This is a genomic window from Nocardioides psychrotolerans (assembly GCF_900113685.1).
Lineage (GTDB): Bacteria > Actinomycetota > Actinomycetes > Propionibacteriales > Nocardioidaceae > Nocardioides > Nocardioides psychrotolerans.
On record NZ_FOQG01000016.1, the window covers coordinates 52,966 to 79,370 of the forward strand.

Sequence of the window (26,405 nt, forward strand, 5' to 3'; positions counted from 1 at the left end):
ACCGAATAACGCAGAAGGGAATTCAGCTCACGAATTCCTCAGGAATATCAACTCGAGGCCTTTCAAGGTCAACGCCGGGTCGTGCGCGGTGAAACAACTGCATTCGTCGATCACGAGAGGAGCAAGATATCCGGTGGCCACCACGGTGACGTCCTCAGGCAATTCCCCGAGCTCGCTGATCATGCGCGCCACGATTCCTTCGACCTGGCTCGCGACTCCGAAGACCATGCCCGACTGGAGCGCCTCGACGGTGTTCTTGGCGATGACCGAGCGGGGCCGTTGGAGCTCGACCTGGCGCAGCTGGGCACCGCGATGGCCCAGCGCCTCCAGGGATATCTCGATGCCGGGAGCGATGGCACCGCCGACGTACTGGCCGAGCGCGCTCACCACGTCGAACGTCGTGGCGATGCCACCGAAGTCGACGACGATCGCGGGTCCGCCGTAGAGCGAGACCGTCGCAAGTGCATTGATGATGCGGTCGGAGCCGACTTCTCGGGGATTGTCCATGAGAATCGGGACACCGGTGCGGACACCGGGCTCGACCACCACTGCGGTGACATCACCGAAGTGACGCACGAGCATCTCGCGCCAGGCGTGCAGCACCGCCGGCACCGTCGAGCAGACCGCGATGCCATCGACGCTGTCCTCGAGGTCTCCGAGGAGTCCGCGCAGCAGCACCGACCACTCGTCGGCCGTGCGCCGCTCGTCGGTGGCCACCCGCCACTGGGCCCCCACCACCCCCTCGTCCACGAGGCCCAGCACGGTGTGGGCATTGCCGATGTCGACGGCCAGCAGGCTCATGACGGGCTGGGGCGGTCCTGGAGGTCCAGGCCGATGTCGAAGACCTGCACCGAGTGCGTGAGCGCGCCGACCGAGATGAAGTCGACCCCGGTCTCCGCGACCTCCCGGGCCCGCTCGATGGTCAGCCCGCCCGAGGCCTCCAGGCTCGCCCGGCCGGCGGTGATCCGCACGGCCTCGGCCATGAGCTGCGTCGACATGTTGTCGAGCAGGATCTCCTCGCAGCCGACCTCGAGCAACTCGCGCAGCTGGTCGAGGTCGGTCACCTCCACCTCGACGCGCAGGTCGGGGTAGGCGGTGCGGACCGCGTGGAAGGCAGGGACGACGCCGCCGGCCGCGATCACGTGGTTGTCCTTGACCATCGCCCGGTCGGCCAGGCTGAAGCGGTGGTTGACGCCGCCGCCGCACCGCACGGCGTACTTCTGGAGGGCACGGTGGCCCGGCAGCGTCTTGCGGGTGTCGAGGACCCGGGCACGGGTGCCGTCGAGCGCCCGCACCCAGGCCGCCGTCGCGGTGGCGATGCCGGAGAGGTGGCTGGCGTAGTTGAGCGCCGTGCGCTCGGCCGTGAGCAGGCCACGGGTGGCGCCGGCCACCCGCATGACGACGTCGCCCGGCTCGACGCTCGTGCCGTCGGCGAGGCGGTCGGAGACGACGACGTCGTCACCCAGCACGACGTGGAAGACCAGCGCGGCCAGCGTCAGGCCGGCGACGACACCCGGCTCCCGGGCGGCGAAGTCACCGGCGCCCTCGGCGTCAGCAGCGATCGTGGCCCGGCTGGTCACGTCCTCGCCACCGAGCTCCTCGGGCAGGTCCTCGGCCAGCGCGGCGAGGATGGCGGCGTAGAGCGCGCGCGGGTCGAGGCCGGCGATCTCCAGCTCGGCGATCAGACCGGCCGGCAGGGCGTCGTACGACGTGGGGATCATGCGGTGCCTCCGTGGTGGGTCGGACCGGGGTCGCTGGCCGGGGCCGGCCGGAAGCAGAGCTCGGTCGATCCGTCGACCATGACGGCATCGAAGTGACCGGCCCAGGTGGCGTCGTCGCGCTCGGGGAAGTCCTCGCGCCAGTGCGACCCGCGGGTCTCCTCGCGCAGCGTCGCGGCGGCGGCGAGCGCGGCGCCGATGGTGAGCAGGTTGGTGGTCTCCCACGACTGGACGTCGACGAGCTCGGCCGGGGTGCCCGCGAGCTTGTCGAGCAGCGCGGTGGCGTCGGAGAGACCGGTCGCATGGCGCAGCACGCCGACTCGGGACGTCATGACCTCCTGCAGCTCGGCCCGGACGTCGCCGGAGACGAGGTCCTCGGGCCGCTGGTCCTCGACCGGGGCCGACCAGGGGCGCAGCTCGGCGGGCAGGACCGCGGCGATCCGACGGGAGAACACCAGACCCTCGAGGAGGCTGTTGGAGGCCAGCCGGTTGGCGCCGTGCACGCCCGAGGAGGCCACCTCACCCGTGGCGTAGAGCCCGGGGACGTCGGAACGGCCCTGCAGGTCGGTGCGAACACCGCCGGAGGCGTAGTGACACGCCGGCGCCACCGGGATCAGCTGGGTGACCGGGTCGACTCCGTGCGAGCGGGCCGTGGCGAGGATGGTGGGGAAACGCTTCTCCCAGAAGCTCGACGTGCCCGCTCCGCTCGCGGCTCCCCCCTCGCCCACCTCCCCGAGATGGGTGGCGTCGAGCCACATGTGCGGCTGGTCGGTGTCGAGCATCCGGCGCATGATCGCCTTGGCGACGACGTCGCGCGGTGCGAGGTCCTCAAGCGGGTGGACCCCCTTCATCAACCGGTTGCCCTCGAAGTCGACGAGGAAGGCGCCCTCGCCGCGCACCGCCTCGGAGATGAGGGGCTGCTGGCCGTGGGACTCCGGGCCGAGGTACATCACGGTCGGGTGGAACTGCACGAACTCCAGGTCGCGCAGCGTCGCACCGGCGCGCAGCGCGAGCGCCATGCCGTCGCCGGTCGAGACCGACGGGTTGGTGGTCTGGCTGAAGACCTGGCCCAGGCCACCGCTGGCGAGCACGACGGCGCGGCAGTGGACGGCACCGACGCCGTCGCGCTGGCCCTCCCCCATCACGTGCAGGGTGACACCGGCGACCCCGCCGTCCTCGGCGAGCAGCAGGTCGACGGCCAGGGCGTGCTGGACGACCTCGATCTCGGGCGCCGCGGCGACAGCCTCGATGAGCGCCCGCTGGATCTCCGCCCCGGTGGCGTCGCCGCCGGCGTGCGCGATCCGGTCGCGGTGGTGGCCGCCCTCCCGGGTCAGCGAGATGACGCCGTCGGCGTCGTGGTCGAAGTTGGTGCCGAGGGCGATCAGCTCGCGGACCGCCTCGGGCCCCTCGTTGACCAGGATCCGTACGGCGTCCGGGTCACAGGCCCCGGCGCCCGCGACGAGGGTGTCGACCTCGTGCTCCTCCGGGGTGTCCCCCGGGCCGAGGGCCGCCGCGATGCCACCCTGCGCCCACTGGGTGGAGCCGGCGGCCAGCACGTCCTTGGTGACGACGAGGACCTTGTCGACGTGGTCCTTGAGCAGCAGCGCGGCGGTCAGCCCGGCGATGCCGGAGCCGATGATCACGACGTCGGAGCGTGTCGACCAGCCCGGCTCGGGCGCGACCAGGCGCGCCGGCACGCGTCGTACGGGGAGGTCGAACGTGCGCTCCTGTGGCATGGGCTGAGGCTAACGCCCTGCCCCCGCCAGGGACTCGCCAGCATCGCCGCGCACGAGGCCGGCGCCCCCGAAGGTCTCGGCCGGGTCGTTGCCGGTGGCGAGGATCGAGTTGTCGGCGTCCACGAAGACCACGTGGGGCTTCAGCGCCTTGGCCTCCGCGGTGTCCATCTGGCCGTAGCCGATGAGGATCACGATGTCGCCGGGATGGACCAGGCGGGCGGCAGCACCGTTGATGCCGAGCACGCCGCTGCCGCGCTCGCCGGCGATCGTGTAGGTCTCGATCCGGGCGCCGTTGGTGACGTCGACGATGTGGACCAGCTCGCCCGGGAGCAGGTCGGCCGCCTCGAGCAGGTCCTCGTCGACAGTGACCGAGCCGACGTAGTGCAGGTCGGCCTGCGTCACGGTCGCGCGGTGGATCTTGCTCTTCATCATGGTGCGGAGCATGGGAGGTCCCCTCGGTGGGCGGTGGTCCCCAGGACCAGGCGCATGTTGTCGATCAGGCGGGTGGTCCCCACCCGCGCGGCGAGCAGGATCCGGGCCTCGGTGCCCGCAGGGGGGTCACTCGGCAGGTCCCCGAGCTCGGGGGTCGTGACGACGAGGTAGTCGACGTCGACGGTCTCGGTGGTGCGCAGCTGCGCGCGGGCGGCGTCGAGCGCCGGCCCCACGCCGTACGTCGCGGCCTCCTGCGCGGCGCGCAACGCACGGCTCAGGGTCAGGGCCTCGACGCGCTGCTCGGCGTCGAGGTAGCGGTTGCGGCTCGAGAGGGCCAGACCGTCGGGCTCACGCTCGGTCTCGGCGCCGACGACCTCGACCCCGAGGCAGAGGTCGGCGGCCATCCGGCGGATGAGCGTGAGCTGCTGGAAGTCCTTCTGGCCGAACACGGCGACGTCTGGTCGGACCAGGCCGAAGAGCTTGGCGACGACGATCAGCACGCCGCGGAAGTGGGTGGGCCGGCTCCTGCCCTCGAGGATGCTCGCGAGCGGGCCGGGCTCGACGGTGACCTGGGGCTCCCCGCCCGGGTAGACCTCGTCGACGGTGGGCGCGAACACGATGTCGACTCCCGCACCGGCGCAGACCTCGAGGTCATCCGGCAGCGTGCGGGGGTAGCGGGCCAGGTCCTCGCCGGGGGCGAACTGCATCGGGTTGACGAACACCGACACCACGACCGGCCCGGCACCCACGTGCTCGCGGGCGACGCGCATGAGGCTGGCGTGGCCGGCGTGGAGGGCGCCCATGGTCGGGACGAAGCCGACGCGCTGCCCCTGCCGGCGGGCGGGAGCGAGCAGGTCGGTGAGCTCGGACCGGGTGCGGGCCAGGACGGGTCGATCCATCGTGACGGCGCTCAGCGGGCGTCGCGCTGGAAGGCGGGGGTCGTCGTGCTCTCGGCCAGCGCCTCGGCCAACAGCTGGTGGATCTTGAGCGCCCGGATCGGCAGCAGCCGACCGTCGGTGACCGCGCGGCCGAGGGTGGCGCGGCCGAGGGCGACGTAGGACTCCATGGTCTGCGGCGCCTTCGCGGCGATCTCCTCGAGGTGGGCGGCGACGGTGTTGACGTCACCCCGGACGATCGGCCCGGTCAACGCGGCGTCGCCGTGCTCCAGGGCGTTGTCGAGAGCGGCCGTCAGCAGCGGGCGCAACGTGCCGGCCGGGTCGTCGGCTCCGGCCGCGGTCAGCATCTCCATCGACTCGGTCACCAGGGTGACGAGGTGGTTGGCGCCGTGCGCGAGGCCCGCGTGATAGAGCGTGCGGCTCGCCTCGGGCACCCACATCGGGCGCCCTCCGAGGTCGACGACCAGGTCGGAGACGAAGACGCGCTCGGCGTCCGGCGCGGTCAGCCCGAAGACGCAGCCGTCGAGGCGGTCCAGGTCGAGGGCGGTGCCGGTGAAGGTCATGGCGGGGTGCATCGCGACGACCCTGGCGCCGACCTCCTGCGCGGGGGCGAGGACGTCGAGGCCGTGGCGGCCCGAGGTGTGCACGACGTGCTGGCCCTCGCGGATCGCGCCGCTGGCGCTGAGCATGGAGACGACGTTGGCGAGCATGTCGTCGGGCACGGTGAGCAGCAGGACGTCGCAGGCCCGGGCGACCACGCTGGGCTTCTCGGTGGGCACACCCGGCAGCAGGTCGGCGATGCGGCGGGCCGAGGCGTCGGACTCACCGGCGGCGGCGACGATCTCGTGACCGGCGCACCGGAGACGAGCAGCGAGGACCGCGCCGACCCGGCCGGCGCCGACGACGCCGATCCGCAGGCGCGCGCTAAGAGTGTGCGTCATGGTTCGAACCTTTCGTTCCAGTCCCTCCGACCACCCGCTCGCGCGGGTCGGTGTGGGTACCGGACGGTGTGCTCGTCTGATGGGCCGTCCGACTGCTCGGACACCATGAAAGGTACGCCGGTGTTGCACGGATGTGAACGGGTCGCGACGTGACCTACCTGACACGGGGCGTCCGTCGGGTCGCGCTGCATGAGTACCCGGATGTCCGGGGACTTGCGCGCTTGAGGGGTGTTGCAACCCCCCTCAAGCGACAGACTCGCCCGCCAAGAACGCCGTTGCGGGCGCGCGCAGGCTCAGCGAGGAGCAGCGTCGTCGGAGGTGACGACCGAGCCGACGTCGAGCGGGCGGGGGGCGCGCGGGAGCCAGTCGTGGGTGACGTGGTCGACGATGTGGACGCCCTCGGGGGCGTGGATCTCGTGGACGCCGGGCAGGACCGTGCCCTCCTTGAGCGCGTTGAAGACGGCCCACTCGCGGCGCTTTCGCTTGTTGCGGAAGCTGGTGGCGAACGACGCGGGGTCGGTCCAGTGGGCGAACTCGTCGCCGTCGAGGTACTTCAGCTCCACGCACAGCCCGAACGGCAGCCCGATCGAGCGCACCGGGTCGGGCGTGGTGCGGACCTCCCACTCGAAGGCCTTAGTGAACACGAAGTCCGGCCCGATCGGGAAGCCCCACTCCTCGGCGTTGCGCAGCCCGAGGTCGAGGTAGCCGTGGCTCTCCCCGTCGAGGTAGAGGCCGTGGCGCGGCACCCGGATGATCGACTGGACGTCGCCCACCTGCCAGGCAAGGTCGGCGATCGAGCACTCGCCCTCGGTGGTGAGGACCATGTCGCCGTCCCACTTCCACGAGTAGCGGGTGTCGACCTGCGCGAAGCACCAGTTGTAGAAGTAGGACAGGGAGTGCACCGACAGCTCGTGCTGGGCGAGGTGCTCGGCGCCGGCCCGCGCCACCGAGAACGGGTACGACGCCAGCGTGAGCTTGTCGGGACGCCCGGCGCGGGCGGCGGTCTCGGCCGCGACCTCGGGGGTGCCGTCGGTGGAGCCGTTGTCGACGACCAGGACGTGGTCCATGGCGCGCAGCAGCGGCGGCAGCACGAACGGCAGCGACGGAGCCTCGTCCTTGACCCGCAGCACGGCGGTGCTCCCGGCGCGCAGGCCGCCGGAGCGGGTCCAGGGCCAGGTGATGTCGAAGTCGGTGTGGCCCTCGAGGTTCGAGATGCCGGTCGGGCCGGAGTGGGCGGTCATCGTCCGACTCAGCGTTCGCGGCCGGCGGCCTTGCGCAGGCCCTTGCGGACCGACGGCGGGATGGCGGCGCGCAGGCCGTGGGGGATCTTGTCGGACAGGCCGCCCGGCACGGCGCCGGCCGCGGCGGTCGCCCCGCCATCGGCGGGGCCCGGCCCACCGCCTGGACGCTTGAGCTGCGCACGGACGGTCTGCTCGGCCGCGACCACCGAGGACGCCGAGATGGCCTCGGCCTCGGCGTAGAGGTCGACGTAGGCCTCGCGCAGCTGGTCGAGCGTGGCGTGCACGTCGGCGGTGTCGCCGTCGGGCTCGGCGAGCTTGTTGAGCTCACCCCACGTCTCCTCGGTCAGCTCGTGCAGCTTGGGGGGCAGGTTGAGGTCGGCGAGGCTCTGCCCCATCCGGCGCAGCGACGGGTCGACGAACCGGTGGCCCTCGCGGATCTGCTCGCTGTTGGCGTGCAGGACGCCCTGGAGCTGGAGCTTCTCCCCCACCCACATGGTGGTCTTGGTCCAGTCGTCGAGCAGGTCGGCGTAGCGGACGAACACGCGGCCGCCGTCGGCCACGGACTCGCGGGTGGCCCGCTCGGTGTGCAGGAGCATGTTGAGCCAGGAGGCCGCGAGGTGGGCCGAGCCGAGACGGTTGGCGTAGTACTTCTGCTTGCTGCCCACGACCTCGGCCGGCGGGCGCAGCATCGTGGCGAACACGGGGGTCGCGCCGTTGCGGATCGCGGCGACGCGCCACAGGGAGAGGAACCAGCTCAGGCGGGGGTCCTTGACGACCAGCTCGCGGCTGACGTCGAGGTGCTCGCCCAGCCAGGTGGCGGTCTTGATCCGCTCCTGCTCACGCGTGGAGATCCGGCCGGTCTCGAACCACGCCTCTGGGCGCGCGTCGCTCACCTGGACCAGCGCGGCCTTGAGCAGCCGGTCGTGGTGGTCCACGACCCAACGCGGCTCGCCGAACCCCTTGGGGTTGGTCTCGTCGGCGGCGACCTCCGGCTGCGGCACGTGCAGGCCCAGGATCGACATCAGCCCGGCCATCGTGCTGGTGCCGCTGCGTCCGGCGCCGGCGACGAAGAGCACCTTGGGGGGATAGTCGTCGGGGGTCACGTCAGTGGGGTCGCTCACGAGCCCGCAGCCTATCGGTAGCGTGCGGGCATGAAGTTCGGGCGCCGTGCCGCGCCGCGGGTCAGTGTCGTCGTTCCGGTCTACGACGTCGAGGACTACGTCGAGGAGTGTCTCGAGAGCATCCTCGCCCAGGAGGGCGTCGACCTCGAGGTGATCGTCGTCGACGACGGCTCGACGGACGCCTCCGCGGCCCGGGTCGAGCGCTTCGCCTCCCCCGACGGCCCGGTCCGCCTCGTGCGCACCGCCAACCACGGCCTGGGGGCTGCGCGCAACGAGGGGGTGCGGCACGCGACGGGCGACTACCTGACCTTCGCGGACTCCGACGACGTCGTCCCGCCGGGGTCGTACGACGTGCTGCTGCGGCAGCTGCGTCGCACCGGGTGCGACTTCGTCACCGGCTCGATCGTGCGGTGGGAGACCGGGCCGCCCGACGACGGCGGCGACCGGCTGACCCCGCTCCCCTGGATGCGCCGCCTGCACCGCTCCCGCGCAGCGCTGATGATCGACCAGCAGCCGGAGGTCCTGGGTGACGTCTTCGCCTGGAACAAGATGTTCCGCCGCGACTTCTGGGACGGCGCGGGGCTCTCGTGGCCCGAGGGCGTCCGCTACGAGGACCAGCCGACCACGACCGAGGCCTACCTGCGCGCCCGGCTGTTCGGGATCGTGCCGGACGTCGTCTACCACTGGCGGATCCGCGGCGACGGCAGCTCGATCACCCAGCAGCGCTCGTCGCTGCAGGACCTCGAGGACCGGTGGACCACCAAGCGGATGGCGCTGGCCAGCGTCACGTCGTACGGCGCCGCGAAGGTCGAGCAGGTCTTCCGCGACAAGGTGTTGGCCGGCGACCTGCACCGCTACTTCGTGGAGATCCCGGGGTGCGACGACGCCTGGTGGGCGCTGCTCGTGGCGGGCGTGCAGGAGCTGTGGGGCGAGCGGTCGCTCACCCACAGCGGGCTGACGCCGGCGTTCCGGCTGGTCGGCTGGCTGGTGGAGCAGGACCGGCGCGAGGACGCCGCGGCGGTCGTGACGCACGTCGTCGGCCTGGGACGGCCGCTCGAGCGGGTGCCCACGTCGCGCGGACCGCGGATCGACGTACCGGTGATCGACCTGCGCACCGTGGCTGCCGAGGCCGTGCTGCTGCGCAACGACGAGCATTGATCGACGATCGGCACCGATCGGCACCGATCGACGACGAGCGCTGGGCTGAGGCCCAGCGCCCGTCGTGCCTGGTCAGCGGGTCAGAGCAGGCCCTCGTCGGTCAGGAACTGCTGGGCGACGTCCTCGACGGTCTCGCGGTCGACGGTGACCTGGAGCAGGAGCGCGCCCAAGGTGTCGTTGTCGAGGACCTCCATGAGGCCGTTGAGGGTGTCCTCGACGTCGGGGTGCTCGGCGAGGAACTCCTCGGTGACGGCGGGGACGAGGTTCTGGGCGGGCTGGATGCCGCGGTCGTCCTCGAGCAGGACCAGGCCCTGGGCCTCGAGGCTGCCGTCGAAGGTGCCGGTCTGGCCGAGCTGCGACTCACCGTCGATGACCGACTGGTAGGTCTGCGGGGAGGCGTAGCCGAGCGGCAGGAGGGTGACGTCCATGCCGTAGACCTCGGTCAGGCCGGCCTCGCAGTCGGCGCGGCCCTTGCAGTCGGGGGCGGCGGCCAGGGTGACGGCTTGTCCCTCGAGGTCGGAGAGCGCGGTGACGCCCTCGGCGTCGGAGAACTCCTGGGTGACGAAGTAGGCGTTCTGCGAGCTGGCCCCGGAGGTCTCGAGGAGGGCAATCCCCTTCTCCTCGAGGAGCGGCGCCATCGCGTCGATGGTCTCCTGGGTGTCGGAGGTGCTGACCGCGGCCGCACCCTCGCCGTTGATCTCGATGTTGAGCTCGTCGCCGAGACCGGCGAGGTATTCGGGCACGATGTCCACGGTGCCGGGGAACTCACCGAGGTAGGCGCCGCGGGTGTCGACCAGCCGGGTCTCGACCTCGTAGCCGGTGTCCTCGAGGAGCGCGGCGTACATCGCGGTGATCAGCGCGGCCTCGTCGAAGCTCTGGCTGGCGAGGGTGACCTGGCCGCCGGTGGAGCCGCCGGAGCCGGCGCCGCCGCCGGTCTCCTCCTCGGCAAGGTCGTCCCCGGCGCAGGCCGTGGCGAGGGAGAGGACGCCGAGCGTGAGGGCGGCGGCCAGAGGTCGTCGAAGCATCATGGTTGGAAACCTTCTGTGTCCCGTGGCCCAGCCACGCGTGTCCGGTGGAGCGAGCGCGGAGGCGTCCGGCGCTCAGCGCCCGACTGCTTCGGTCGCCTCCGACAGGGTAGACGGGAGAACCGACTCCTCCTCGTCACGATCGCGTGACGATCCGCGCGGGACCGGGTCGAGCGCCCGCTGGACCAGCGCCGCGAGGAGCTCGAGGACCAGCGCCACGGCCGCCACGACCACGGCCCCGGCGATGCCCTGGCTGTAGCGGTCACGGGCGAAGCCCTCGGTGATGATCCGGCCAAGGCCAGGCCCCGCGACGAGGGCCGCGATGGTCGCGGTCGCCCAGACCTGGACGAGCGCCAGGCGGATCCCCGACATCACCAGTGGCAGGGCGAGCGGCAGCTCGACCTTGCGGAAGCGCTGCCAGCCCGACATCCCCATGCCGTCGGCGGCCTGGACGATGTCGGGCGGTACCTCGCGCATGGCGATGTAGGCGTTGGTGATCAGCGGCGGCAGCGCGAAGACACCGAGCGCGATCAGGGTGGCCAGTCCGGCGCGGCCGTAGGGGCCGAGGGTGTCGGAGCCCGGCCAGTCGGCCGTCACGAGGACGGCGAGGATCGCGAAGGTCGGGATCGCGCGGCCGACGTTAGAGATGTTGATGGCCAGGAACCCACCGCGGCCGAGGTGGCCGAGCCACAGGGCGATCGGGAGGCCGATCGCCATGGCGAGGCCCAGCGCGGTGACGGTCAGCAGCAGCTGCTCGACCAGGCGGGCCAGCAGACCGCCGGGGCCGCTCCAGCTGGAGCCGTCGAGGAGGTAGGACCAGGTGTCCGCGAAGAGCTTCACGCGCGCACCCCCCTCGTCCAGGGCGTCAGGATCCGCTGCCCCACTACCAGCAGCACGTCGAGGAGCACCGCGAGCACGACGCAGAGCACGGCCGCGGTCACGAGCTCGGCACGGAAGTCGCGCTGGACGCCGTGCGAGATCAGGTTGCCCAGTCCCCCGAAGGCCACCAGCGTGCCGACCGTCGTCAGCGCCACCGTCGAGACCGTGGCGACGCGTAGCCCGGCCATGATCACCGGCAGCGCCAGCGGCAGCTCGACCTTCATCAGCAGCTTGCCGGGGCCGTAGCCCAGGCCGGTCGCCGACTCGCGCACGTCCTCGGAGACCGAGCGCAGGCCGTCGAGCATCGCGCGCACCAGGATCGTCAGCGCGTAGAGGCCCAGCCCCAGGACGACCGTCGTGGCCGAGAGCCCCGTGAACGGCACCAGCAGCGGGAAGAGCGCCAGGGACGGGATCGTGTAGAGACCGGTGCTGAAGCCCAGGACCGCTGCCTCGAGCCGAGGGACGCGACGAGCCAGCAGGGCGAGCGGGACGGCTACCACGAGGCCGAACAGCACCGCGGCCACCGTGATCTGGAGGTGCTGCACGGTGGCGTCGATGATCTCGCCGGAGCGGTCCTCGACGTACTGGTAGCACCACCACTCGTTGACCACAGCGCTGTAGCAGCTCGGCTCGGCGGCCACCGGCGGCGTCACGGTCGCGAGTAGGGTCACGCGCATGGACGGTACCGCCTCCCCGGCTCCGGACGCCGACTCCGCACCGATGATCCGCCTGTCCGGCGTGGGCAAGACCTACGACGACGGCACCGTCGCGGTGCACGAGCTCGACCTGGAGGTACGCCGCGGCGAGCTGGTCTGCCTCGTCGGCCCCTCGGGCTGCGGCAAGTCGACGACGCTGAAGATGATCAACCGGCTGATCGAGCCCACGGTCGGCACCATCGAGATCGACGGCGTCGACGTCACCCGCCAGGACCCGGTGCTGCTGCGCCGCGGCATCGGCTACGTGATCCAGCAGGTCGGGCTCTTCCCGCACCAGAAGATCACCGCCAACGTCATGACGGTCCCCCTGCTCTACGGCGAGTCGAAGGCGACGGCGCGCGAGCGGGCACACCACCTGCTGGACCTCGTCGGCCTCGACCCCTCGACGTACGGCGACCGCTATCCGCATCAGCTCTCCGGTGGCCAGCGTCAGCGGGTCGGTGTCGCCCGCGCGCTCGCCGCGGACCCGCCGGTGCTGTTGATGGACGAGCCGTTCGGCGCCGTCGACCCGATCGTGCGCGTGCACTTGCAGGACGAGTTCCTGCGCCTCCAGCGCGAGCTCGGCAAGAGCGTGGTGCTGGTGACCCACGACATCGACGAGGCCGTGCGCATGGGTGACCGGGTCGCGGTGTTCGCGGCCGGTGGCCGGCTCGCGCAGTACGCCACGCCTGCCGACCTGCTCGGGCGTCCTGCCGACGACTTCGTGGCCGACTTCGTGGGCGCCGAGCGGGGCCTGCGACGACTGACGGTCACACCCATCGACCGGGCCCAGCTCGAGCCGCTGGAGGGGGTCAGTGCCGGCTCCCTCGGCGCCGCGATCGACCTCGACAGCACCCTCGAGGAGGCGCTCGCGGTCATGCTGCGCGATGACAAGCCGATGGTCGGCGTCAAGGACGGCGTGCGCTTCGTCGGCGTCCTCACGCCCAACGGGGTGCACCGGGCGCTCCGGGCCTCCCTGCGCGACTGACCCGCACTGCCAAGTCGGCGCGATGTCGCACGACGGGCAGGCAACAGTGCACCCACTCGCGCTCAGGACTGCAACATCGCGCCGACTCGCGCTCAGGCCTCGACCGTCACCTCCCGGTGCCAGGACTGGGTGACGTACTTGGTCTTCCAGCCCATCGCCACGTAGAGCCCGTCGGCGCCGGTCGAGGAGTCGGCGTCGACCTCGAGGCCGACGCGGTCACGGTCACGGGAGGCGGCATCGGCAATGATCGTGTGGAGCAGACCCTTGGCGACACCGCGACCGCGCGCGGTCTCGAGCACACCGAGGTAGGAGACGTAAGAGCCGTCCGGGCCACCGGAGGCCTCAGAGACGGTGCCGATCAGCGCACCGACTGCGGTGGCGCCGTTGCCGTCGCCGAGGTCGACCTCGGCAAGCCACCAGTGGTCCCAGCGGTGGCCGGGGTCCTCGCGCAGCCGGTGGAGGAACTCCTCGAAGGTCTCCTCCCACGAGTTGAAGTGGTCGACGAAGGCGCCTTCCAGCACGTCGTGGACGCCGCGCAGGTCGTCGTCGTCAGGCATGCCGTCACCGGCTCGTCGTACGGTCCGGAAGCGGGCCTTGTCGGTCTCCCACAGCTCTGTGGACGGCACCAGGTCGGCCTCGGCGGGGGTGACCGGCCGGCTCATCTGCCACCAGGTGCGGACCTTCGAGAAACCGGCAGCGGCGAGCCACCGGTGCTGGCGGTCGTCGTCGGCGAAGGCGCCGGTGTCGATCTGCTGTACGTCGAGCCCGCGGGCGCCGCCGACGGCCTGGGCCTGCCCGACTGCCCACTCCACGAGGACGTCGGAGCACGAACGACCCAGTCCCTCGGGGAGCTCGCGGGAGACGATGTGCAGGAAGAGCATCCGACCGCCGGCGCGGTCGTGCACGCTGCCCCAAGCCTGGATGGTGCCGTCGCGGTCGCGGACGACGACGTTCTCGCGGGTGCGCAGCCCTGCCTCGGAGACCTCCACGAGCACGTCGTCGACGCCGGAGGCGGCCCAGCCACGCCCGGAGCGCTCGTGGTCACGCAGCAGCTGCGTCAGCCTGGCCAGCGTGAAGCGGTCGGAGGGGTCGGGGGCCTCGATGAGCCAGCCGGAGGGGAGGCCGGGCTCGCCGACGATCTCGTCGGGGTCGCTCTCGAAACGGGACTCATCAGTGCTCACGAGGAGCCATTGTCCCCGACCCGGTCGCACCACGTGTTGCCGACCGGGGTGCGGCGGCCGACGGCGGCATGTGACAACGGCCCGTGGCGACGACCCGGCGGGGCCGTGGTCGGCTGACGTGGCTTGCGTGGTTGACGTGGCTTGCGTGGCTCGCGTCAGGCGTGCTTGCGGTGGACCACCTGGGCGGCCTGCCATTCGGCAGTGACGACGTCCAGCTCCTGCTCGAGCTCGGCGACCCGCACGATCGCGAGCGCGGCGCGCTCCTCGGCGTCGTCGAGGCGGGAGGTGAGGGACGCCGTCACGCGCTCGGCGTCGTCGGCACGCAGCTGCTCCTCGAGCAGCTGGCGGTGGGCATCGATCAGGCGGGCCTGTGCCTCGAGCAGATCCCGCTCGAGCTCGCTGATCGTGGACCCCTGCGCGTCGATGCGGGCCGTGACGGATGCGACGAAGGTGGCCTGCTCGGCGTTGCGCTCGACGGTCAGCTCGAGGTAGGCCTGTGCCTGCTCGACCCGGTCGCGGGCGGCCTCGCGGCGCGACACCGCGAGCTCGGTGTGGGTGATGCGGGTGGCCGCGGCGCCGAGGACGACGGCCAGGCCGGCGGCGAGCGTGGCGAGGAGCCACGACCCGCTGAGGGCTGCACCCAGGGTGGCGAGGGCAGCGAAGACGAGCAACATGACAGCGACAACCAGTCGGGTGGACCGCTGGCGTCGGCGCATGGGCGTGCTTGACAGGGAAGTCATGGCGCGAGGTTAGGCGTGGTCACAGCCCCGTCGGCGCCGACGCGCCGCGTCGCTGGCGTGTCCGTCGACACCCCTCGGAGGATTTCCCTCCTGTCACACGCGCCCCAGTGGCCTCGGTCGGCAGGGTGTCAGCCTCAGGACCGCTCGTCCGACCGCACCCGGCACGCCCGCTCGAGCAGCAGCGCGGCGACAACGGTGAGCACCCCACCGACGAACGCGACGCCCGAGCGGATCATCCGCTCGTCGGCGAGTTCGGCCTCGGCGCCGATCCAGCTCACCGCGTAGCCGAGGTAGCCGGCGCCGGCGAGCGCGCCCACCAGCGCACAGGCGCGGGCGAGGACCAGGCGGTTGACGGCCTGGTGGGGCTCGAGGCGCTCGCGGCGCACGTGCACCGAGCGCCAGGTGGCGTGGGCGGTCACACCCAGGATCGCCGCGACCAGCAGCAGGGCGAGGGGCTGGGCCCAGGAGACGATCGGGGCGGTGCTGTCGAACCAGTCGGCCACGGGTCTCACCAGGAGGCCCACGACCAGCCCGGCGAGAGCCCAGGCGCCGACCACCTGGGGTGGGGTCGGGCGCAAGGTGCCCCCGGGCGCCCCGTCGGGCTCCCGACCGGAGGGCGCCCCTCCGGGTGGCGGGTCAGCGTGCGGCGCCAAGCGTCACTCGACGTCGAGCGCGAGGTCCTCGCGCAGGACGAGCCCGTCGGTGCCGATCTGGGCCAGCAGGTCGGCGATCGGACCCTGGTCGGGGAGCACGGCGTCGGGCTCGAGGTCGAACCACGGCTTGAGCACGAAGGCGCGCTGCGCAGCACGCGGGTGCGGCAGGCGCAGGTGCTCGTCGTCGCTGCGGCGGTCGCCCACGACGATCAGGTCGACGTCGAGGGTGCGGGGAGCATTGGCCACGTCGCTGCGCTCGCGGTCGAAGGCGTCCTCGACGGCCAGCGCCCGGTCCATCAGCCGGTTGGCGGCCAGCGTGGTGTCGATGAGCAGGACCGCGTTGAGGTAGGTGTCGGCACCAGCGGGGGAGTCGACGGGCTCGGTCTCGTAGACCGGCGAGACGCCGGTGACCCACACCTCCGGGGTGTCGGCGATGGCCCCGACGGCACCCTGGATGCTCGCGAGACGGTCTCCGAGGTTGGAGCCCAGAGCCAGCACCGCTCGGCGGATCGGGCGCATCTCACCGGTGAGGGTGTCGGCGTCGATGATGTGGGGGTTGGGGGTCTCAGTCACTGCGGCCCTCGCCTTTTCCGGGTGATAGTCAGGGCGACGTCCGAGAACGTCGCCTCGATAGGGGCATCCGGCTTGTGCACCGTGACCCGCGCCCATTCAACACGGGCGTCCAACAGGCAGACGTCCGCTATCCGCTGGACGAGGGTCTCGATCAGATCGACCGGATCTTTCTCCACGGCGGCTTTCACCGAGAGCACGAGACTCCCGTAGTCCACCGTGTCGCGCAAGTCGTCGGAAGCGGCCGCGGGCGCGGTGTCGAAGCCCAGCGCGAGATCGATCACGAACGGCTGGCCCTCCCGCTTCTCGAACTCGAACACGCCGTGGTGCCCGAAGCACTCGATCCCGCAGATCAGCAGCTCGTCGGTCATGGTGACTCCGTCTCTCGTCGGTCGTGGAGGGCGTTCATCCGGTCCAGCACGCGCAGGGCGTCGCGGCTCGCGCGCACGTCGTGGACGCGCACGCCCCACACCCCCCGCTGTGCCAGCAGGAGCGTCAGGGCCAGCCCGGCGGACTCGCGCTCGTCGACCGGCCGGGAGATCCCCTCGGGGTTGCTCAGCAGGGCACCGAGGAAGCTCTTGCGGCTCGCGCCGACCAGCAGCGGGAAGCCCAGCGAGGCAATCTGGGTCAGCCCCTGCAGCAGCTGCCAGTTGTGGTCGGGCCGCTTGGCGAAGCCCAGGCCGGGGTCCAGCACCACCCGGTCGTCCGGGATGCCCGCCGCGCGGATCGCCGTCACCCGCTCGGCCAGCTCGGAGCGCACCGCGGCGACCACACCTCCCGGTCCGTCGTAGGACGCGAGGTCGGCCATGCGGTCGGAGTGCGCACGCCAGTGCATCGCGACGTACGACGCCCGCGAGGCCGCCACCACCTCCAGGATGCGGGGGTCGGCGAGGCCGCCGGAGACGTCGTTGACGATCCCGGCACCGGCCTCGATCGCCGCCCGGGCCACCTCGGACCGCATCGTGTCGACCGAGACGAGGGCACCGTCCGCGGTGAGGGCCTCGATCACGGGCACCACCCGGTCGAGCTCCTCGTCGAGCACGGGCCGGGTGGCCCCGGGGCGCGTCGACTCGCCGCCGATGTCGAGGATGTCGGCGCCCTCGGCGCGCAGCCGGCGGCCGTGGGCGACGGCACCGGCGGTGTCGGCGTGCTGACCCCCGTCGGAGAACGAGTCCGGGGTGACGTTGACGACCCCCATCACGAGCATCGGCACGACCTACGGGGCGTCGGGCGGGGCGTCGGGCGGGGCGTCAGAGTGGGCACCGGACTGGGCGCCGGCGTAGCGCTCGGCGAGCACCGAGCGCCGGTTGGTGCCCTCGGTGTTGCGGCCCTTCTCGATGAAGACGAGGTTGTGATAGCAGTGCACGGCCACGACGTGGAGGTCGGCGTAGGTCGGCGCGTAGGACTCGTCGACGTACTCCTCGTGGTTGAGGCCGTCGACGAGGTCCTTCACCAGCGCCATCGTGGTCGTGGGGTCGTGCCGTTCGTCGCTGCCGCCCCACTCGGGCCAGTAGGAGGTCTGGGTGTCCTCGATGGCGTAGATGCCGCCGTCCTCGAGGAGCGGGAAGAGGATTCGGAAGGTCTCTCGGATGTGCTCGGGGCGGTGGCTGCCGTCGTCGATGACCACGCGCAACGGACCCTTCTTCTCCGCGACGATCCGCTCCAGCACCTCGGGGTCGACCTGGCTGCCCTGGTAGGTGTCGATGCGCGGGGCCCGGACGAACGACTTGTCCTCGATATCGAGCCCGATGATCTGGGCCCTCGGGAAGAAGAACTTCCACATCCGCAGCGACGCCCCGCCCCGCCCCTGCTTGACGTAGCCCCCGATGCCGATCTCGAGCAGCGTGAACCGCTCGCCGCGCAGGTGCTCGAGGTGGCGCTGGTAGTGGGTCGTGTAGAAGTGCAGGCCGTGCTTGTCGGTGCCGAAGTGCTGGGCCAGGTCGGTCAGCGACATCGCCTGGAGCTCACGACGCCGGCGCTGGGCCTCGGTGAGCTCGGCCTCCTTCGGCTCCGGCAGCGGCATCGCCTTCGCGGTCGGCGTACGCCGGGCCGCCGGCGCCGCCGCGGGGGCCGGGGCGCCCCTGAGCCGCGCCCACGCGCGGGGTCCCACCAGCGGCTTCACGACGCGGACGGCGGCCCTCTTGGCCGTGTCGATCATGGGGTTCGACACTGACGCCACTCCTCTGGTCGGGCCCGCGAGGGTCCCCTGGTCTCGGGTCGCGTCACGCTACCAAGCGCGGCGACGAGGTCAGCGACGGCTGCTGTGGATCAGCGCCATCGCCTCGGCGCGCGTGGGGCCGTTGTGCATGATCCCGCGCACCGCGGAGGTGATCGTGCGGGCGCCGGCCTTGCGCACCCCGCGCATGGTCATGCACAGGTGCTCGGCCTCGATCACGACGATCACGCCGCGCGCCTCGAGGATCTCCATGAGGGCGTCGGCCACCTGCGTGGTGAGCCGCTCCTGGACCTGCGGCCGCTTGGCGTAGACGTCGACGAGGCGGGCCAGCTTTGACAGGCCGGTGATCAGGCCGGACTCGGCCGGGATGTAGCCGACGTGGGCGACGCCGGTGAAAGGCACCAGGTGGTGCTCGCACATCGACCACAGCTCGATGTCACGCACCAGCACCATCTCGTCGTGGCCCAGGTCGAAGGTCGTCGTGAGGACTTCCTCGGGCGTCTGGCGCAGGCCCTGGGTCAGCTCGGCGTAGGCGCGGGCAACGCGGGCCGGGGTGTCCAGCAGACCCTCCCGAGTAGGGTCCTCACCGATCGCGTAGAGCAGCTCGCGGATCGCGGCCTCGGCGCGCGGGTGGTCGAACTCCGGCACGGTGGACGGGTCGATGGTCAGCGAGATGGGGTCGGTCATGAAGGGTCCTGTCTGGGAGTGCTGCTGGAACGCTGCCGACGTACGCCGTGGTGGGACCCGTCCCGAGGGGTCGAGCCTCAGCCCGGGAGCCCCGGCCCCGGCTGCTCGGAACTCCCACCCGCGGGGGTCCCGCCGTGCACGTCGCCGCCGGAGCCCGGGGGCGTGAGGATGACGCCGGCCTCGGCCTTCTCGGCCGCGAGCCCGTTGGCGGCGGCCCGGTCGCGGATCTCCTGCGGGATCTCCACCGGGGGGATCGCCGAGGGGTTGCGGTGCGGCGACCCGGTCCAGGCCGGGCGCTCGGGGCGACGACGCAGGGGCACGAAGACCTCCGCGATCTCGGCCTTGTCGAGCGTCTCGCGGTCGAGGAGCGCGAGGACCAGGTCGTCGAGCACGTCGCGGTTCTCCTCGAGGATGTCGAAGGCCTCCTGGTGCGCGACGGCGAGGAACTTCTTGGTCTCCTCGTCGACGATCCCCGCGATCTCCTCGGAGTAGTTGCGCTGGTGGCCCATGTCTCGACCCAGGAACGGCTCGCCCTGGGTCTCCCCGAGCTTGATCGCGCCGAGGCGGTCGGTCATGCCGTACTGGGTCACCATCGCGCGGGCCAGGCTGGTGGCCTTCTCGATGTCGTTGCCGGCACCCGTGGTCGGGTCGTGGAAGACCATCTCCTCCGCCGCGCGACCGCCGAGCATGTAGGCCAGCTGGTCGAGCATCTCCGAGCGGGTCTGGGAGTACTTGTCCTCGTCGGGTAGCACCATCGTGTAGCCCAGCGCGCGACCTCGCGGGAGGATCGTGATCTTGTGCACCGGGTCGGTGCCGGGGAGCGCCGCGGCGACGAGGGCGTGGCCGCCCTCGTGGTAGGCGGTGATGAGCTTCTCCTTCTCGCTCATCAGCCGCGAGCTGCGCTGCGGGCCCGCGATGACGCGGTCGATCGCCTCGTCGAGGGCGCCGTCGGTGATCATCTTCTCGTTGTTCCGGGCCGTGAGCAGGGCTGCCTCGTTGAGGACGTTGGCCAGGTCGGCGCCGGTGAAGCCCGGCGTACGACGCGCGATCGACTTCAGGTCGATGTCGATCGCCATCGGCTTGCCGCGCGAGTGGACCTGGAGGATCTTGTGGCGACCGGCCAGGTCGGGGGCGTCGACACCGATCTGGCGGTCGAAGCGTCCCGGACGCAGCAGCGCTGGGTCGAGCACGTCGGGACGGTTGGTCGCCGCGATCAGGATGACCCCGCCGCGCACGTCGAAGCCGTCCATCTCGACGAGGAGCTGGTTGAGGGTCTGCTCGCGCTCGTCGTGACCGCCGCCCATGCCGGCGCCGCGGTGGCGACCGACCGCGTCGATCTCGTCGATGAAGACGATCGCCGGAGCGTTCTCCTTGGCCTGCTCGAACAGGTCGCGGACGCGGCTGGCGCCGACACCGACGAACATCTCGACGAAGTCGGACCCGGAGATGGAGTAGAACGGGACTCCAGCCTCGCCGGCGACGGCGCGCGCGAGGAGTGTCTTGCCGGTGCCCGGAGGGCCGTAGAGCAGGACGCCCTTGGGGATCTTGGCGCCGACGGCCTGGAACTTGGCGGGCTCCTGGAGGAACTCCTTGATCTCGCCGAGCTCCTCGATGGCCTCGTTGCAGCCGGCGACGTCGGCGAACGTCGTCTTGGGCATGTCCTTGGTGATCAGCTTGGCCTTGGACTTGCCGAACTGCATGACACCGCGGCCGCCGCCGCCCTGGACCTGGTTCATCAGGAAGAGGAAGAGCAGGACGATCAGCGCGAAGGGCAGGAGCGTGGCCAGGATCGTCCCGAGCAGGCTGGGCTGGGGGTTCTCGGAGTTGGACTCCTCGATCGTCTTGTCGGCCACCGCGCGGTCGACGGCCGCGATGATGCCTTGCTGCTGGCCGGCGACGTAGTAGGCCATGACGTCCGGGCCGGTCTCACGGACCCCGGAGTCCAGCGTGGCCTGGATGACCTGGTCACCGTCGATGAACGAGATCTCCTTGACCTCGCCCTTCTCGATGTAGGCCTCCATGCGCGAGGTCGAGACCTCGTCATAGCCGCCACCGGGGGCGAGGAACTGGAGGGCGAGGAGCACCGCCACGACGGCGAACGCGATCCACACCCAGGGACCCTTGAAAATGCGTTTCACAGACTTCTCTTCGCTTGTACTGGGCCTGCCGGCGTGAGCCCAGGACGGAAAACTCGACGGTACACGGCATCCACAGTGCACAGTCTCTCAGGCACATGGGTGGAACGAGCCCGCGGGCGCAGTCGTTCCGAGTTCCCGGGAGCACGGGCGAAGCGAGTACTCCCCAGGGAAGGACGAAGTCCTTCCACTCAGTCGAACAGCCGCGGCTGGGGCGAGGCGTGGGCGGGGTCGACCCCGTCGAAGAGGCTGCTGACCGACTCACCGCCGTGGATGCGCTCGATGGCCGTGGCGAAGAGTCCGGCGACGGAGCGGGTGCGCAGCTCCGGCCACCCGGCGGGCCCGGGCACCGTGTCGGTGGTGACGACCTCGGAGATCATCGGGTGCCCGCGCAGCCGCTCGATGGCCTTGCCGACGAACAGGCCGTGGGTGCAGGCGATGGCCGCCTCGGTGCAGCCCTCGTCGGCGAGCCGGTCGAGCAGCTCGAGGATCGAGCCGCCGGTGGCGATCTCGTCGTCGAGCACGATGGCGCGCTTGCCGGACACGTCGCCGACGATCGCGTCGATGATGACCTTGTCGTCGGCGAGGCGCTTCTTGCTGCCGGCCGCCACGGGCAGACCCAGCAGGCGGGCGAACTGGGTGGCGGTCTTGGCGTTGCCGAAGTCGGGCGATACCACCACGGCATCGGTGAGGTCCTGGCCCAGGAAGTGGTCGGCCAGCTCGCCCAGTGCCGTCAGGTGGTCGACCGGCACGGAGAAGAAGCCGTGGACCTGCGGGGCGTGGAGGTTCATCGTGATGACCCGGTCGACACCTGCGGCGCCCAGCAGGTCGGCGACCAGGCGGCCCCCGATCGAGATGCGGGAGGCGTCCTTCTTGTCCGAGCGCGCGTAGGCGTAGTAGGGCACCACCGCGGTGATCGAGGCGGCCGAGGCGCCGCGGGCGGCGTCGATCATGAGGAGCAGCTCCATCAGGTGCTCCTGCGTCGGCGGCGACAGGGGCTGGACCAGGTAGACGTCGCGCTGGCGGCAGTTGGCCTGGAGTTGGGCCTGGAGGCAGTCGTTGGAGAAACGGGTCAGCTCGACGGCCGAGAGGCCGATCCCGAGGTGCTCACAGATGCCGGTGGCCAACTCGTGGTGGGCACTTCCGCTGAAGACGACGATCTCGCGCACGTGGCTGCTTCCGGTCGGGGCGCTCGGGGTTCTCGAGGGTGGTCCGCCCGTGACCGGGCGGTGAGATCAGGAGTAGACGTGGGGGGCGAGCGTGCCGATGTCGCGCAGGTTGCGGTAGCGCTCGCGGTAGTCCAGGCCGTAGCCGACGACGAACTCGTTGGGGATGTCCCAGCCGACGTACTTCACGTCGACAGGCATCTGGAGCGCCTCGGGCTTGCGGAGCAGCGTGCAGATCTGGACGCTCGCGGGGTTGCGGCTGCTCAGGTTGGACGACAGCCACGACAGGGTCAGGCCGGTGTCGATGATCTCGTCGACGATCACGACGTGGCGCCCGGAGATGTCGGTGTCGAGGTCCTTGAGGATCCGGACGACGCCCGAGCTCTTGGTGCCCGAGCCGTAGGAGGAGACCGCCATCCAGTCCATCTCGACGTGGCGGGTGAACGCCCTGGCCATGTCGGCCATGACCATCACCGCACCGCGCAGGATGCCGACGATCAACAGCTCCTTGCCGTCGTAGTCGGTCTCGATCTCCTGGGCCAGCTCGCCGATCCGCTCCAGGATCTGCTCCTCGGTGAAGAGGACGTTGACGAGGTCGTTGTCCACGTGTGCGGCATCCATGGCGTCAGGATTCCACAGACGTCGCACCGAACCACAGGTGGTCTCCCTGGCGGTACGCCGTCACGTGGCCGGGCAGCTGGATCTGCTTGGGCAGCTTCTCGTGGTTGTGGACCTGCTGCTCCAGGGCGTCGACGTGGACGGCGAAGAGCTCGCTCGGCGGGCAACCGGCGCTCAGGGCGGCCAGCCGGAGCATCCGGGTGCGGACGGCCTGCTCGAGATCGGCGACCTCGCGGACGTCGAAGCCGGGGCCGGTGCGCGTGCCCGCGCCTGCGTGGAGGTGGCGGGCGAGCGCGGCGTCGGCGAGGCGGTCGAGGGCTGCCATGTCGGGGCGCAGCTGCTCCGCGGTCCGGGCGAGGGTCTCGGCGACCCCCGGACCGAGCTCGCGCTCGAGCACCGGCAGGACACTGTGGCGCACGCGGGCGCGGGTGAAGCGGGGGTCGCTGTTGTGCGGGTCGGTCCAGGAGGTGATGTCCTCCGCGGCGCAGGCCGCCTCGGTCTGCGCCCGGCGGATCCCGAGCAGGGGGCGTCGGAAGACGCCGAAGCCCGGTCGCATCCCGGCGATCGAGCGCCCTCCCGAGCCGCGGGCCAGCCCCAGCAGGGCCGTCTCGGCCTGGTCGTCGAGGGTGTGGCCGAGCAGGACGGTCCCGGCGCCCAGCCGGCCGGCGATCTCCTCGAGGACGGCGTAGCGCGCCTCGCGCGCCGCGGCCTCGGTCCCGTGGCCGTCGGTCTCGACCTGCACGCGCACCGACCCAGTCTCGTCCGCCCCGAGCCGGATCATCTGCGCCACCACGCTCGCGGTGTGCTCGGCCGAGCCGTCCTGGAGGCCGTGGTCGACGATCACGCCGATGACCCGCTGCGGCATGCGTCGCGTCTCGAAGACGGTCGCCGCCAACAAGGCTAGTGAGTCCGCGCCGCCCGAGCAGGCCACGACCACGGACCGGCCCGCCGGGAGGTCGACCTCGGCGAGCGTTCGTCGTACGGCGAGACGGACGGCGGCGACCGCGGGGTCGAGGCTCATCCGAGGACGCGGGTGACCCAGGCCTCCGGGTCGGCGATCTCGGCCTTGCTGGGCAGGTTGGCCGGGGACTCCCAGACCGCGTTGAACTCCTGCATGCCGACCTTGTCGACGACGCCGCGGACGAAGGCTGCGCCGTCGCGGTACTGCGCCATCTTGGCGTCGAGGCCGAGCAGTCGGCGCAGGATCCGGTCGAGGGTGCCGATGCCCTTGCGGCGCTCGTTGAACTTCGCGCGGATCTTGTCGACGCTGGGGATGACCGTGGGTCCGACGCCGTCCATCACGACGTCGGCGTGGCCCTCGAGCAGGGACATGACGCCGGTGACGCGGTCCATGATCTCGCGCTGCTCGGGGGTGCTCATGAGCTCCACCAGGCTGCCGCCGCGGGCGCCTGACTTGAGGCCCTCGATGATCCGCTCGAGGCCGTCGTCGAGGAGCTTCGTCGGCTCGACGGTGTCGGCGATCGCCTTGATCTCGGAGAAGAGGTGGCCGCGCATCCACGGGACCGCGGTGAACTGCACCCGGTGGGTCTCTTCGTGCAGGCAGACCCAGAGGCGGAAGTCGTGGGCGTCGGCTCCGAGCTCGCGCTCGACGTGCACGATGTTGGGCGCGACGAGGAGCAGGCGCCCGTCGGGCTCGTGGAACGGGTCGAACTGGCCCAGGACCTTGCTGCCCATGAACCCGAGCAGGCCGCCGATCTCGGCACCGGTGATCCGCGAGCCGACCTTGAGCGCCAGGCCCGTGGGCGGCTTCTTCTCGGTCAGCTTGTCGACCAGCGGCGCCATGAGGACCCGGAAGCTGTCGGCGTTGGCCTGCACCCAGCCGGCGCGGTCCACGACCAGGACCGGTGCGGTGTGATCGCGCGCGACCAGCCCGGTGAACTCCCGGACCAGGCCGGTCGACCGGTTGGCGCCCGCCCGCAGCTCCTCGACCGCCTCTGCCGCCTCCTCGCGGCTCACCGCCGGCCCCTCCCCCGCGATCCGCGATCCGAGGGACACCGCGAAGTCCCAGTCGACCATGGTGTCTGCCTGGCTGGGCCCGCTGTCGGGCTGGCTCGTCATGAACCGAATCTAGCCGGGGGGTGAGGGCCTGGCGGCGTCGAGTGACACCGAATGCATCTCTGGAGGGCCCTGGGACATGCAAACGGCGTCACTCGACGCTTCCCTCAGCGACCGCACCGGCAGGCAGCAAGCGCGGCGGCTGCCCCGTCGAGGGCCACCTCGGCGTCGGTCCCGTCCAGCCGGGCGACCCGGTCGGCCATGAGCACGAAGAGCATCGGCCGACCGCCGGCGTCGGTCACGATGCCCGCCAGCGACGCCACCCCGGTGAGCGTGCCGGTCTTGGCGCGGACCCTCCCCCGGCCCTCAGGCGCCCCGGCGGCGAAGCGGTCGGCCAGCGAGCCCGTGAACCCGGCCACGGGCAGGCCGGTCAGCACCGGGCCGAGGTCGGGGCGGGTGGTCGCCAGCCGGAGCACGTCGATCAGGGTGGCGGGCGTCATCCGGTTGCGGCGCGAGAGGCCGCTGCCGTCGTAGAGGATGGTGCCGGCGAGGTCGACGCCCTCGGCGGCGAGGAGGCGCGTGACGCCCCTGCGCCCGCCGACGAACGACGCGTCGGCCACGACGCTCAGGCCCACGTGGCGCAGCAGCACCTCGGTGGCCTCGTTGTCGCTGACCTGGAGCAGGTGCTCGACGATCTCGCCCAGGGGCGCGCTGGTGACGGCGGCGAGCGGCTCGGCGTCGGCCTTCGCGGCAGCGGGGACCGGCTCGCCGTCAACCCGGATGCCGGCGGCCCGCAGGGCGTCGGCGAACGCCGTCGCCGCGCGCAGCGCCGGGTCGGCCACGCGGCCGAAGCCGCTCGGGTCTCGCCCGCCGTCGACCCACAGTGCGCTGATCGGCGACACGACCCCGTCGGGCACGTAGTCGCGCTCCCACGCCGGGTTGTCGGCCGGGCCGGTGAAGAGCGAGGCGTCATAGGCGAGCCGGACCCGCCGCGCGCCCTGAGCCTTCAGCGCGCGCGCCGTCCGGCGGGCGAGGTCGACGACGTCGGCGCGGGGAGGGTAGGGCGGCTCCTCGTCGGCGGCCGGCGGGGCGCTGGCCAGGAAGGGGTCACCGCCACCGACGAGCACCAGCCGGCGGCTGTTGCCCGACGCCGCGCCGGCCTCGGAGACGACGCGCGTCGTGAAGACGTGCTCAGGGCCGAGCGCGAGCAGCGCGGCGGTGGCCGTCACCAGCTTGGTCGTGGAGGCCGGCACGGCGTCCCCGGCCCCGCGGGTCAAGGTCGTCGGCCCGGGGGCGAGCGGGGCGACGGCAGCGAGGACGTGGGGCCCGAGGTCCTCGTCGGCGAGGTACGGCGCCAGCGCGCGACGTAGCTTCGCCGGGCTGAGCGGCGCCGATCGCGCCGCTTCGGCGACCGCCGCGGGGGGCTGGACAGCGGGCAGCTCGAGGCCCGCCGGAGGAGCGATCGCGACCGGATCTGCGTTCGCGGCGGGCTCGCCGTCACGCAGGTAGCGGTCGACGAGGTCGTAGCGCCACGTGGCCACGCCGGCCACGACGAGCGCGAGCAGCAGCACCCCGACGAACGTGCGTCGCACCCTTGTCCCCTCCCGCCTTCGTGTGTGGAGCCATTGTGCGG

General features: G+C 71.7%; 27 protein-coding genes. 2 read left to right on the top strand and 25 right to left on the bottom strand.

The window, feature by feature from the left end; translation table 11 throughout:
* Positions 1-27: 27 nt before the first annotated feature.
* The 8 genes from BM204_RS17395 to BM204_RS17430 all read right to left on the bottom strand — a co-directional run bounded on the left by BM204_RS17395 (position 28) and on the right by BM204_RS17430 (position 8,085).
* Positions 28-801, bottom strand: coding sequence for a type III pantothenate kinase (locus BM204_RS17395; protein ID WP_091115995.1), 774 nt, complete (start codon positions 799-801; stop codon positions 28-30).
* Positions 798-1,721 carry a carboxylating nicotinate-nucleotide diphosphorylase gene (nadC, locus tag BM204_RS17400; RefSeq protein WP_091115997.1) on the bottom strand — a complete coding sequence of 308 codons (924 nt, stop codon included), beginning with the start codon at positions 1,719-1,721 and terminating at the stop codon, positions 798-800. Before nadC ends, BM204_RS17395 begins: the two co-directional genes overlap by 4 nt.
* A complete protein-coding gene (locus BM204_RS17405) occupies positions 1,718-3,454 on the bottom strand; it encodes an L-aspartate oxidase (protein WP_091115999.1) in 1,737 nt (578 codons plus the stop codon). The genes nadC and BM204_RS17405 overlap by 4 nt, the downstream gene beginning before the upstream one ends.
* 9 nt (positions 3,455-3,463) lie before the next feature.
* Positions 3,464-3,898, bottom strand: coding sequence for an aspartate 1-decarboxylase (gene panD / locus BM204_RS17410; RefSeq protein WP_091116002.1), 435 nt, complete (start codon positions 3,896-3,898; stop codon positions 3,464-3,466).
* Positions 3,883-4,785, bottom strand: coding sequence for a pantoate--beta-alanine ligase (panC, locus tag BM204_RS17415; protein WP_091116004.1), 903 nt, complete (start codon positions 4,783-4,785; stop codon positions 3,883-3,885). Before panC ends, panD begins: the two co-directional genes overlap by 16 nt.
* Positions 4,786-4,796: 11 nt before the next feature.
* Entirely contained in the window at positions 4,797-5,723 is a 927-nt protein-coding gene (locus tag BM204_RS17420; protein WP_091116007.1) for a Rossmann-like and DUF2520 domain-containing protein, read from the bottom strand.
* Positions 5,724-6,016: 293 nt separating this feature from the next.
* A complete protein-coding gene (locus BM204_RS17425) occupies positions 6,017-6,964 on the bottom strand; it encodes a glycosyltransferase family protein (protein ID WP_091116009.1) in 948 nt (315 codons plus the stop codon).
* A gap of 8 nt (positions 6,965-6,972) precedes the next feature.
* The gene (locus BM204_RS17430) at positions 6,973-8,085 is read right to left on the bottom strand and encodes a sulfotransferase family protein (protein ID WP_246166343.1); all 1,113 of its coding nucleotides are present in this window, start codon (positions 8,083-8,085) and stop codon (positions 6,973-6,975) included.
* Between the two features lie 30 nt (positions 8,086-8,115).
* Here BM204_RS17430 and BM204_RS17435 point away from each other — a divergent pair, with 30 nt between their 5' ends.
* Positions 8,116-9,243 carry a glycosyltransferase family 2 protein gene (locus BM204_RS17435; RefSeq protein ID WP_091116011.1) on the top strand — a complete coding sequence of 376 codons (1,128 nt, stop codon included), beginning with the start codon at positions 8,116-8,118 and terminating at the stop codon, positions 9,241-9,243.
* Between the two features lie 80 nt (positions 9,244-9,323).
* Here the strand turns inward: BM204_RS17435 and BM204_RS17440 are convergent, their stop codons facing one another.
* From BM204_RS17440 to BM204_RS17450, 3 genes are all read right to left on the bottom strand, one after another.
* Complete coding sequence (locus tag BM204_RS17440; protein ID WP_091116014.1) at positions 9,324-10,271, bottom strand: glycine betaine ABC transporter substrate-binding protein; 948 nt, start codon at positions 10,269-10,271, stop codon at positions 9,324-9,326.
* A 72-nt stretch (positions 10,272-10,343) separates the two neighbouring features.
* The gene (locus BM204_RS17445) at positions 10,344-11,108 is read right to left on the bottom strand and encodes an ABC transporter permease (RefSeq protein WP_091116016.1); all 765 of its coding nucleotides are present in this window, start codon (positions 11,106-11,108) and stop codon (positions 10,344-10,346) included.
* Positions 11,105-11,818 (bottom strand): ABC transporter permease, encoded by a 714-nt coding sequence (locus BM204_RS17450; protein WP_218031266.1) that lies wholly within the window; start codon positions 11,816-11,818, stop codon positions 11,105-11,107. Before BM204_RS17450 ends, BM204_RS17445 begins: the two co-directional genes overlap by 4 nt.
* Positions 11,819-11,822: 4 nt before the next feature.
* Here BM204_RS17450 and BM204_RS17455 point away from each other — a divergent pair, with 4 nt between their 5' ends.
* Positions 11,823-12,830 (top strand): ABC transporter ATP-binding protein, encoded by a 1,008-nt coding sequence (locus BM204_RS17455; protein WP_091116020.1) that lies wholly within the window; start codon positions 11,823-11,825, stop codon positions 12,828-12,830.
* A gap of 92 nt (positions 12,831-12,922) precedes the next feature.
* On the opposite strand, the gene BM204_RS17460 is transcribed toward BM204_RS17455, so the two are convergent.
* The 14 genes from BM204_RS17460 to dacB all read right to left on the bottom strand — a co-directional run bounded on the left by BM204_RS17460 (position 12,923) and on the right by dacB (position 26,364).
* Positions 12,923-14,011 carry a GNAT family N-acetyltransferase gene (locus tag BM204_RS17460; RefSeq protein ID WP_218031267.1) on the bottom strand — a complete coding sequence of 363 codons (1,089 nt, stop codon included), beginning with the start codon at positions 14,009-14,011 and terminating at the stop codon, positions 12,923-12,925.
* A gap of 155 nt (positions 14,012-14,166) precedes the next feature.
* Complete coding sequence (locus BM204_RS17465; RefSeq protein WP_091116025.1) at positions 14,167-14,751, bottom strand: hypothetical protein; 585 nt, start codon at positions 14,749-14,751, stop codon at positions 14,167-14,169.
* A gap of 134 nt (positions 14,752-14,885) precedes the next feature.
* Positions 14,886-15,329, bottom strand: a complete 444-nt coding sequence (locus BM204_RS17470; RefSeq protein WP_170259203.1) for a DUF3180 domain-containing protein — start codon at positions 15,327-15,329, stop codon at positions 14,886-14,888.
* Between the two features lie 78 nt (positions 15,330-15,407).
* Positions 15,408-15,977: a 2-amino-4-hydroxy-6-hydroxymethyldihydropteridine diphosphokinase gene (gene folK / locus BM204_RS17475; protein ID WP_091116030.1), complete on the bottom strand. Its 570-nt coding sequence runs from the start codon at positions 15,975-15,977 to the stop codon at positions 15,408-15,410.
* Positions 15,974-16,345: a dihydroneopterin aldolase gene (gene folB, locus BM204_RS17480; RefSeq protein WP_091116033.1), complete on the bottom strand. Its 372-nt coding sequence runs from the start codon at positions 16,343-16,345 to the stop codon at positions 15,974-15,976. Before folB ends, folK begins: the two co-directional genes overlap by 4 nt.
* The gene (gene folP, locus BM204_RS17485; RefSeq protein ID WP_246166345.1) at positions 16,342-17,181 is read right to left on the bottom strand and encodes a dihydropteroate synthase; all 840 of its coding nucleotides are present in this window, start codon (positions 17,179-17,181) and stop codon (positions 16,342-16,344) included. The genes folB and folP overlap by 4 nt, the downstream gene beginning before the upstream one ends.
* A gap of 9 nt (positions 17,182-17,190) precedes the next feature.
* A complete protein-coding gene (locus BM204_RS17490; protein WP_143099821.1) occupies positions 17,191-18,132 on the bottom strand; it encodes a CmcI family methyltransferase in 942 nt (313 codons plus the stop codon).
* 90 nt (positions 18,133-18,222) lie between these two features.
* Entirely contained in the window at positions 18,223-18,837 is a 615-nt protein-coding gene (gene folE, locus BM204_RS17495; RefSeq protein WP_091116037.1) for a GTP cyclohydrolase I FolE, read from the bottom strand.
* A 77-nt stretch (positions 18,838-18,914) separates the two neighbouring features.
* Positions 18,915-20,975 (bottom strand): ATP-dependent zinc metalloprotease FtsH, encoded by a 2,061-nt coding sequence (gene ftsH, locus BM204_RS17500; RefSeq protein WP_091116040.1) that lies wholly within the window; start codon positions 20,973-20,975, stop codon positions 18,915-18,917.
* A 188-nt stretch (positions 20,976-21,163) separates the two neighbouring features.
* Positions 21,164-22,141 carry a ribose-phosphate diphosphokinase gene (locus BM204_RS17505; protein ID WP_091116041.1) on the bottom strand — a complete coding sequence of 326 codons (978 nt, stop codon included), beginning with the start codon at positions 22,139-22,141 and terminating at the stop codon, positions 21,164-21,166.
* Between the two features lie 66 nt (positions 22,142-22,207).
* Positions 22,208-22,759, bottom strand: a complete 552-nt coding sequence (gene hpt / locus BM204_RS17510; protein ID WP_091116044.1) for a hypoxanthine phosphoribosyltransferase — start codon at positions 22,757-22,759, stop codon at positions 22,208-22,210.
* 4 nt (positions 22,760-22,763) lie between these two features.
* Positions 22,764-23,777, bottom strand: a complete 1,014-nt coding sequence (gene tilS / locus BM204_RS17515) for a tRNA lysidine(34) synthetase TilS (protein WP_091116045.1) — start codon at positions 23,775-23,777, stop codon at positions 22,764-22,766.
* Positions 23,774-24,835: a zinc-dependent metalloprotease gene (locus tag BM204_RS17520; RefSeq protein WP_246166347.1), complete on the bottom strand. Its 1,062-nt coding sequence runs from the start codon at positions 24,833-24,835 to the stop codon at positions 23,774-23,776. The genes tilS and BM204_RS17520 overlap by 4 nt, the downstream gene beginning before the upstream one ends.
* Positions 24,836-24,939: 104 nt before the next feature.
* On the bottom strand, positions 24,940-26,364 hold the full coding sequence (gene dacB / locus BM204_RS17525; RefSeq protein WP_091116050.1) for a D-alanyl-D-alanine carboxypeptidase/D-alanyl-D-alanine endopeptidase: 1,425 nt from the start codon (positions 26,362-26,364) through the stop codon (positions 24,940-24,942).
* Between the last annotated feature and the right edge of the window lie 41 nt (positions 26,365-26,405).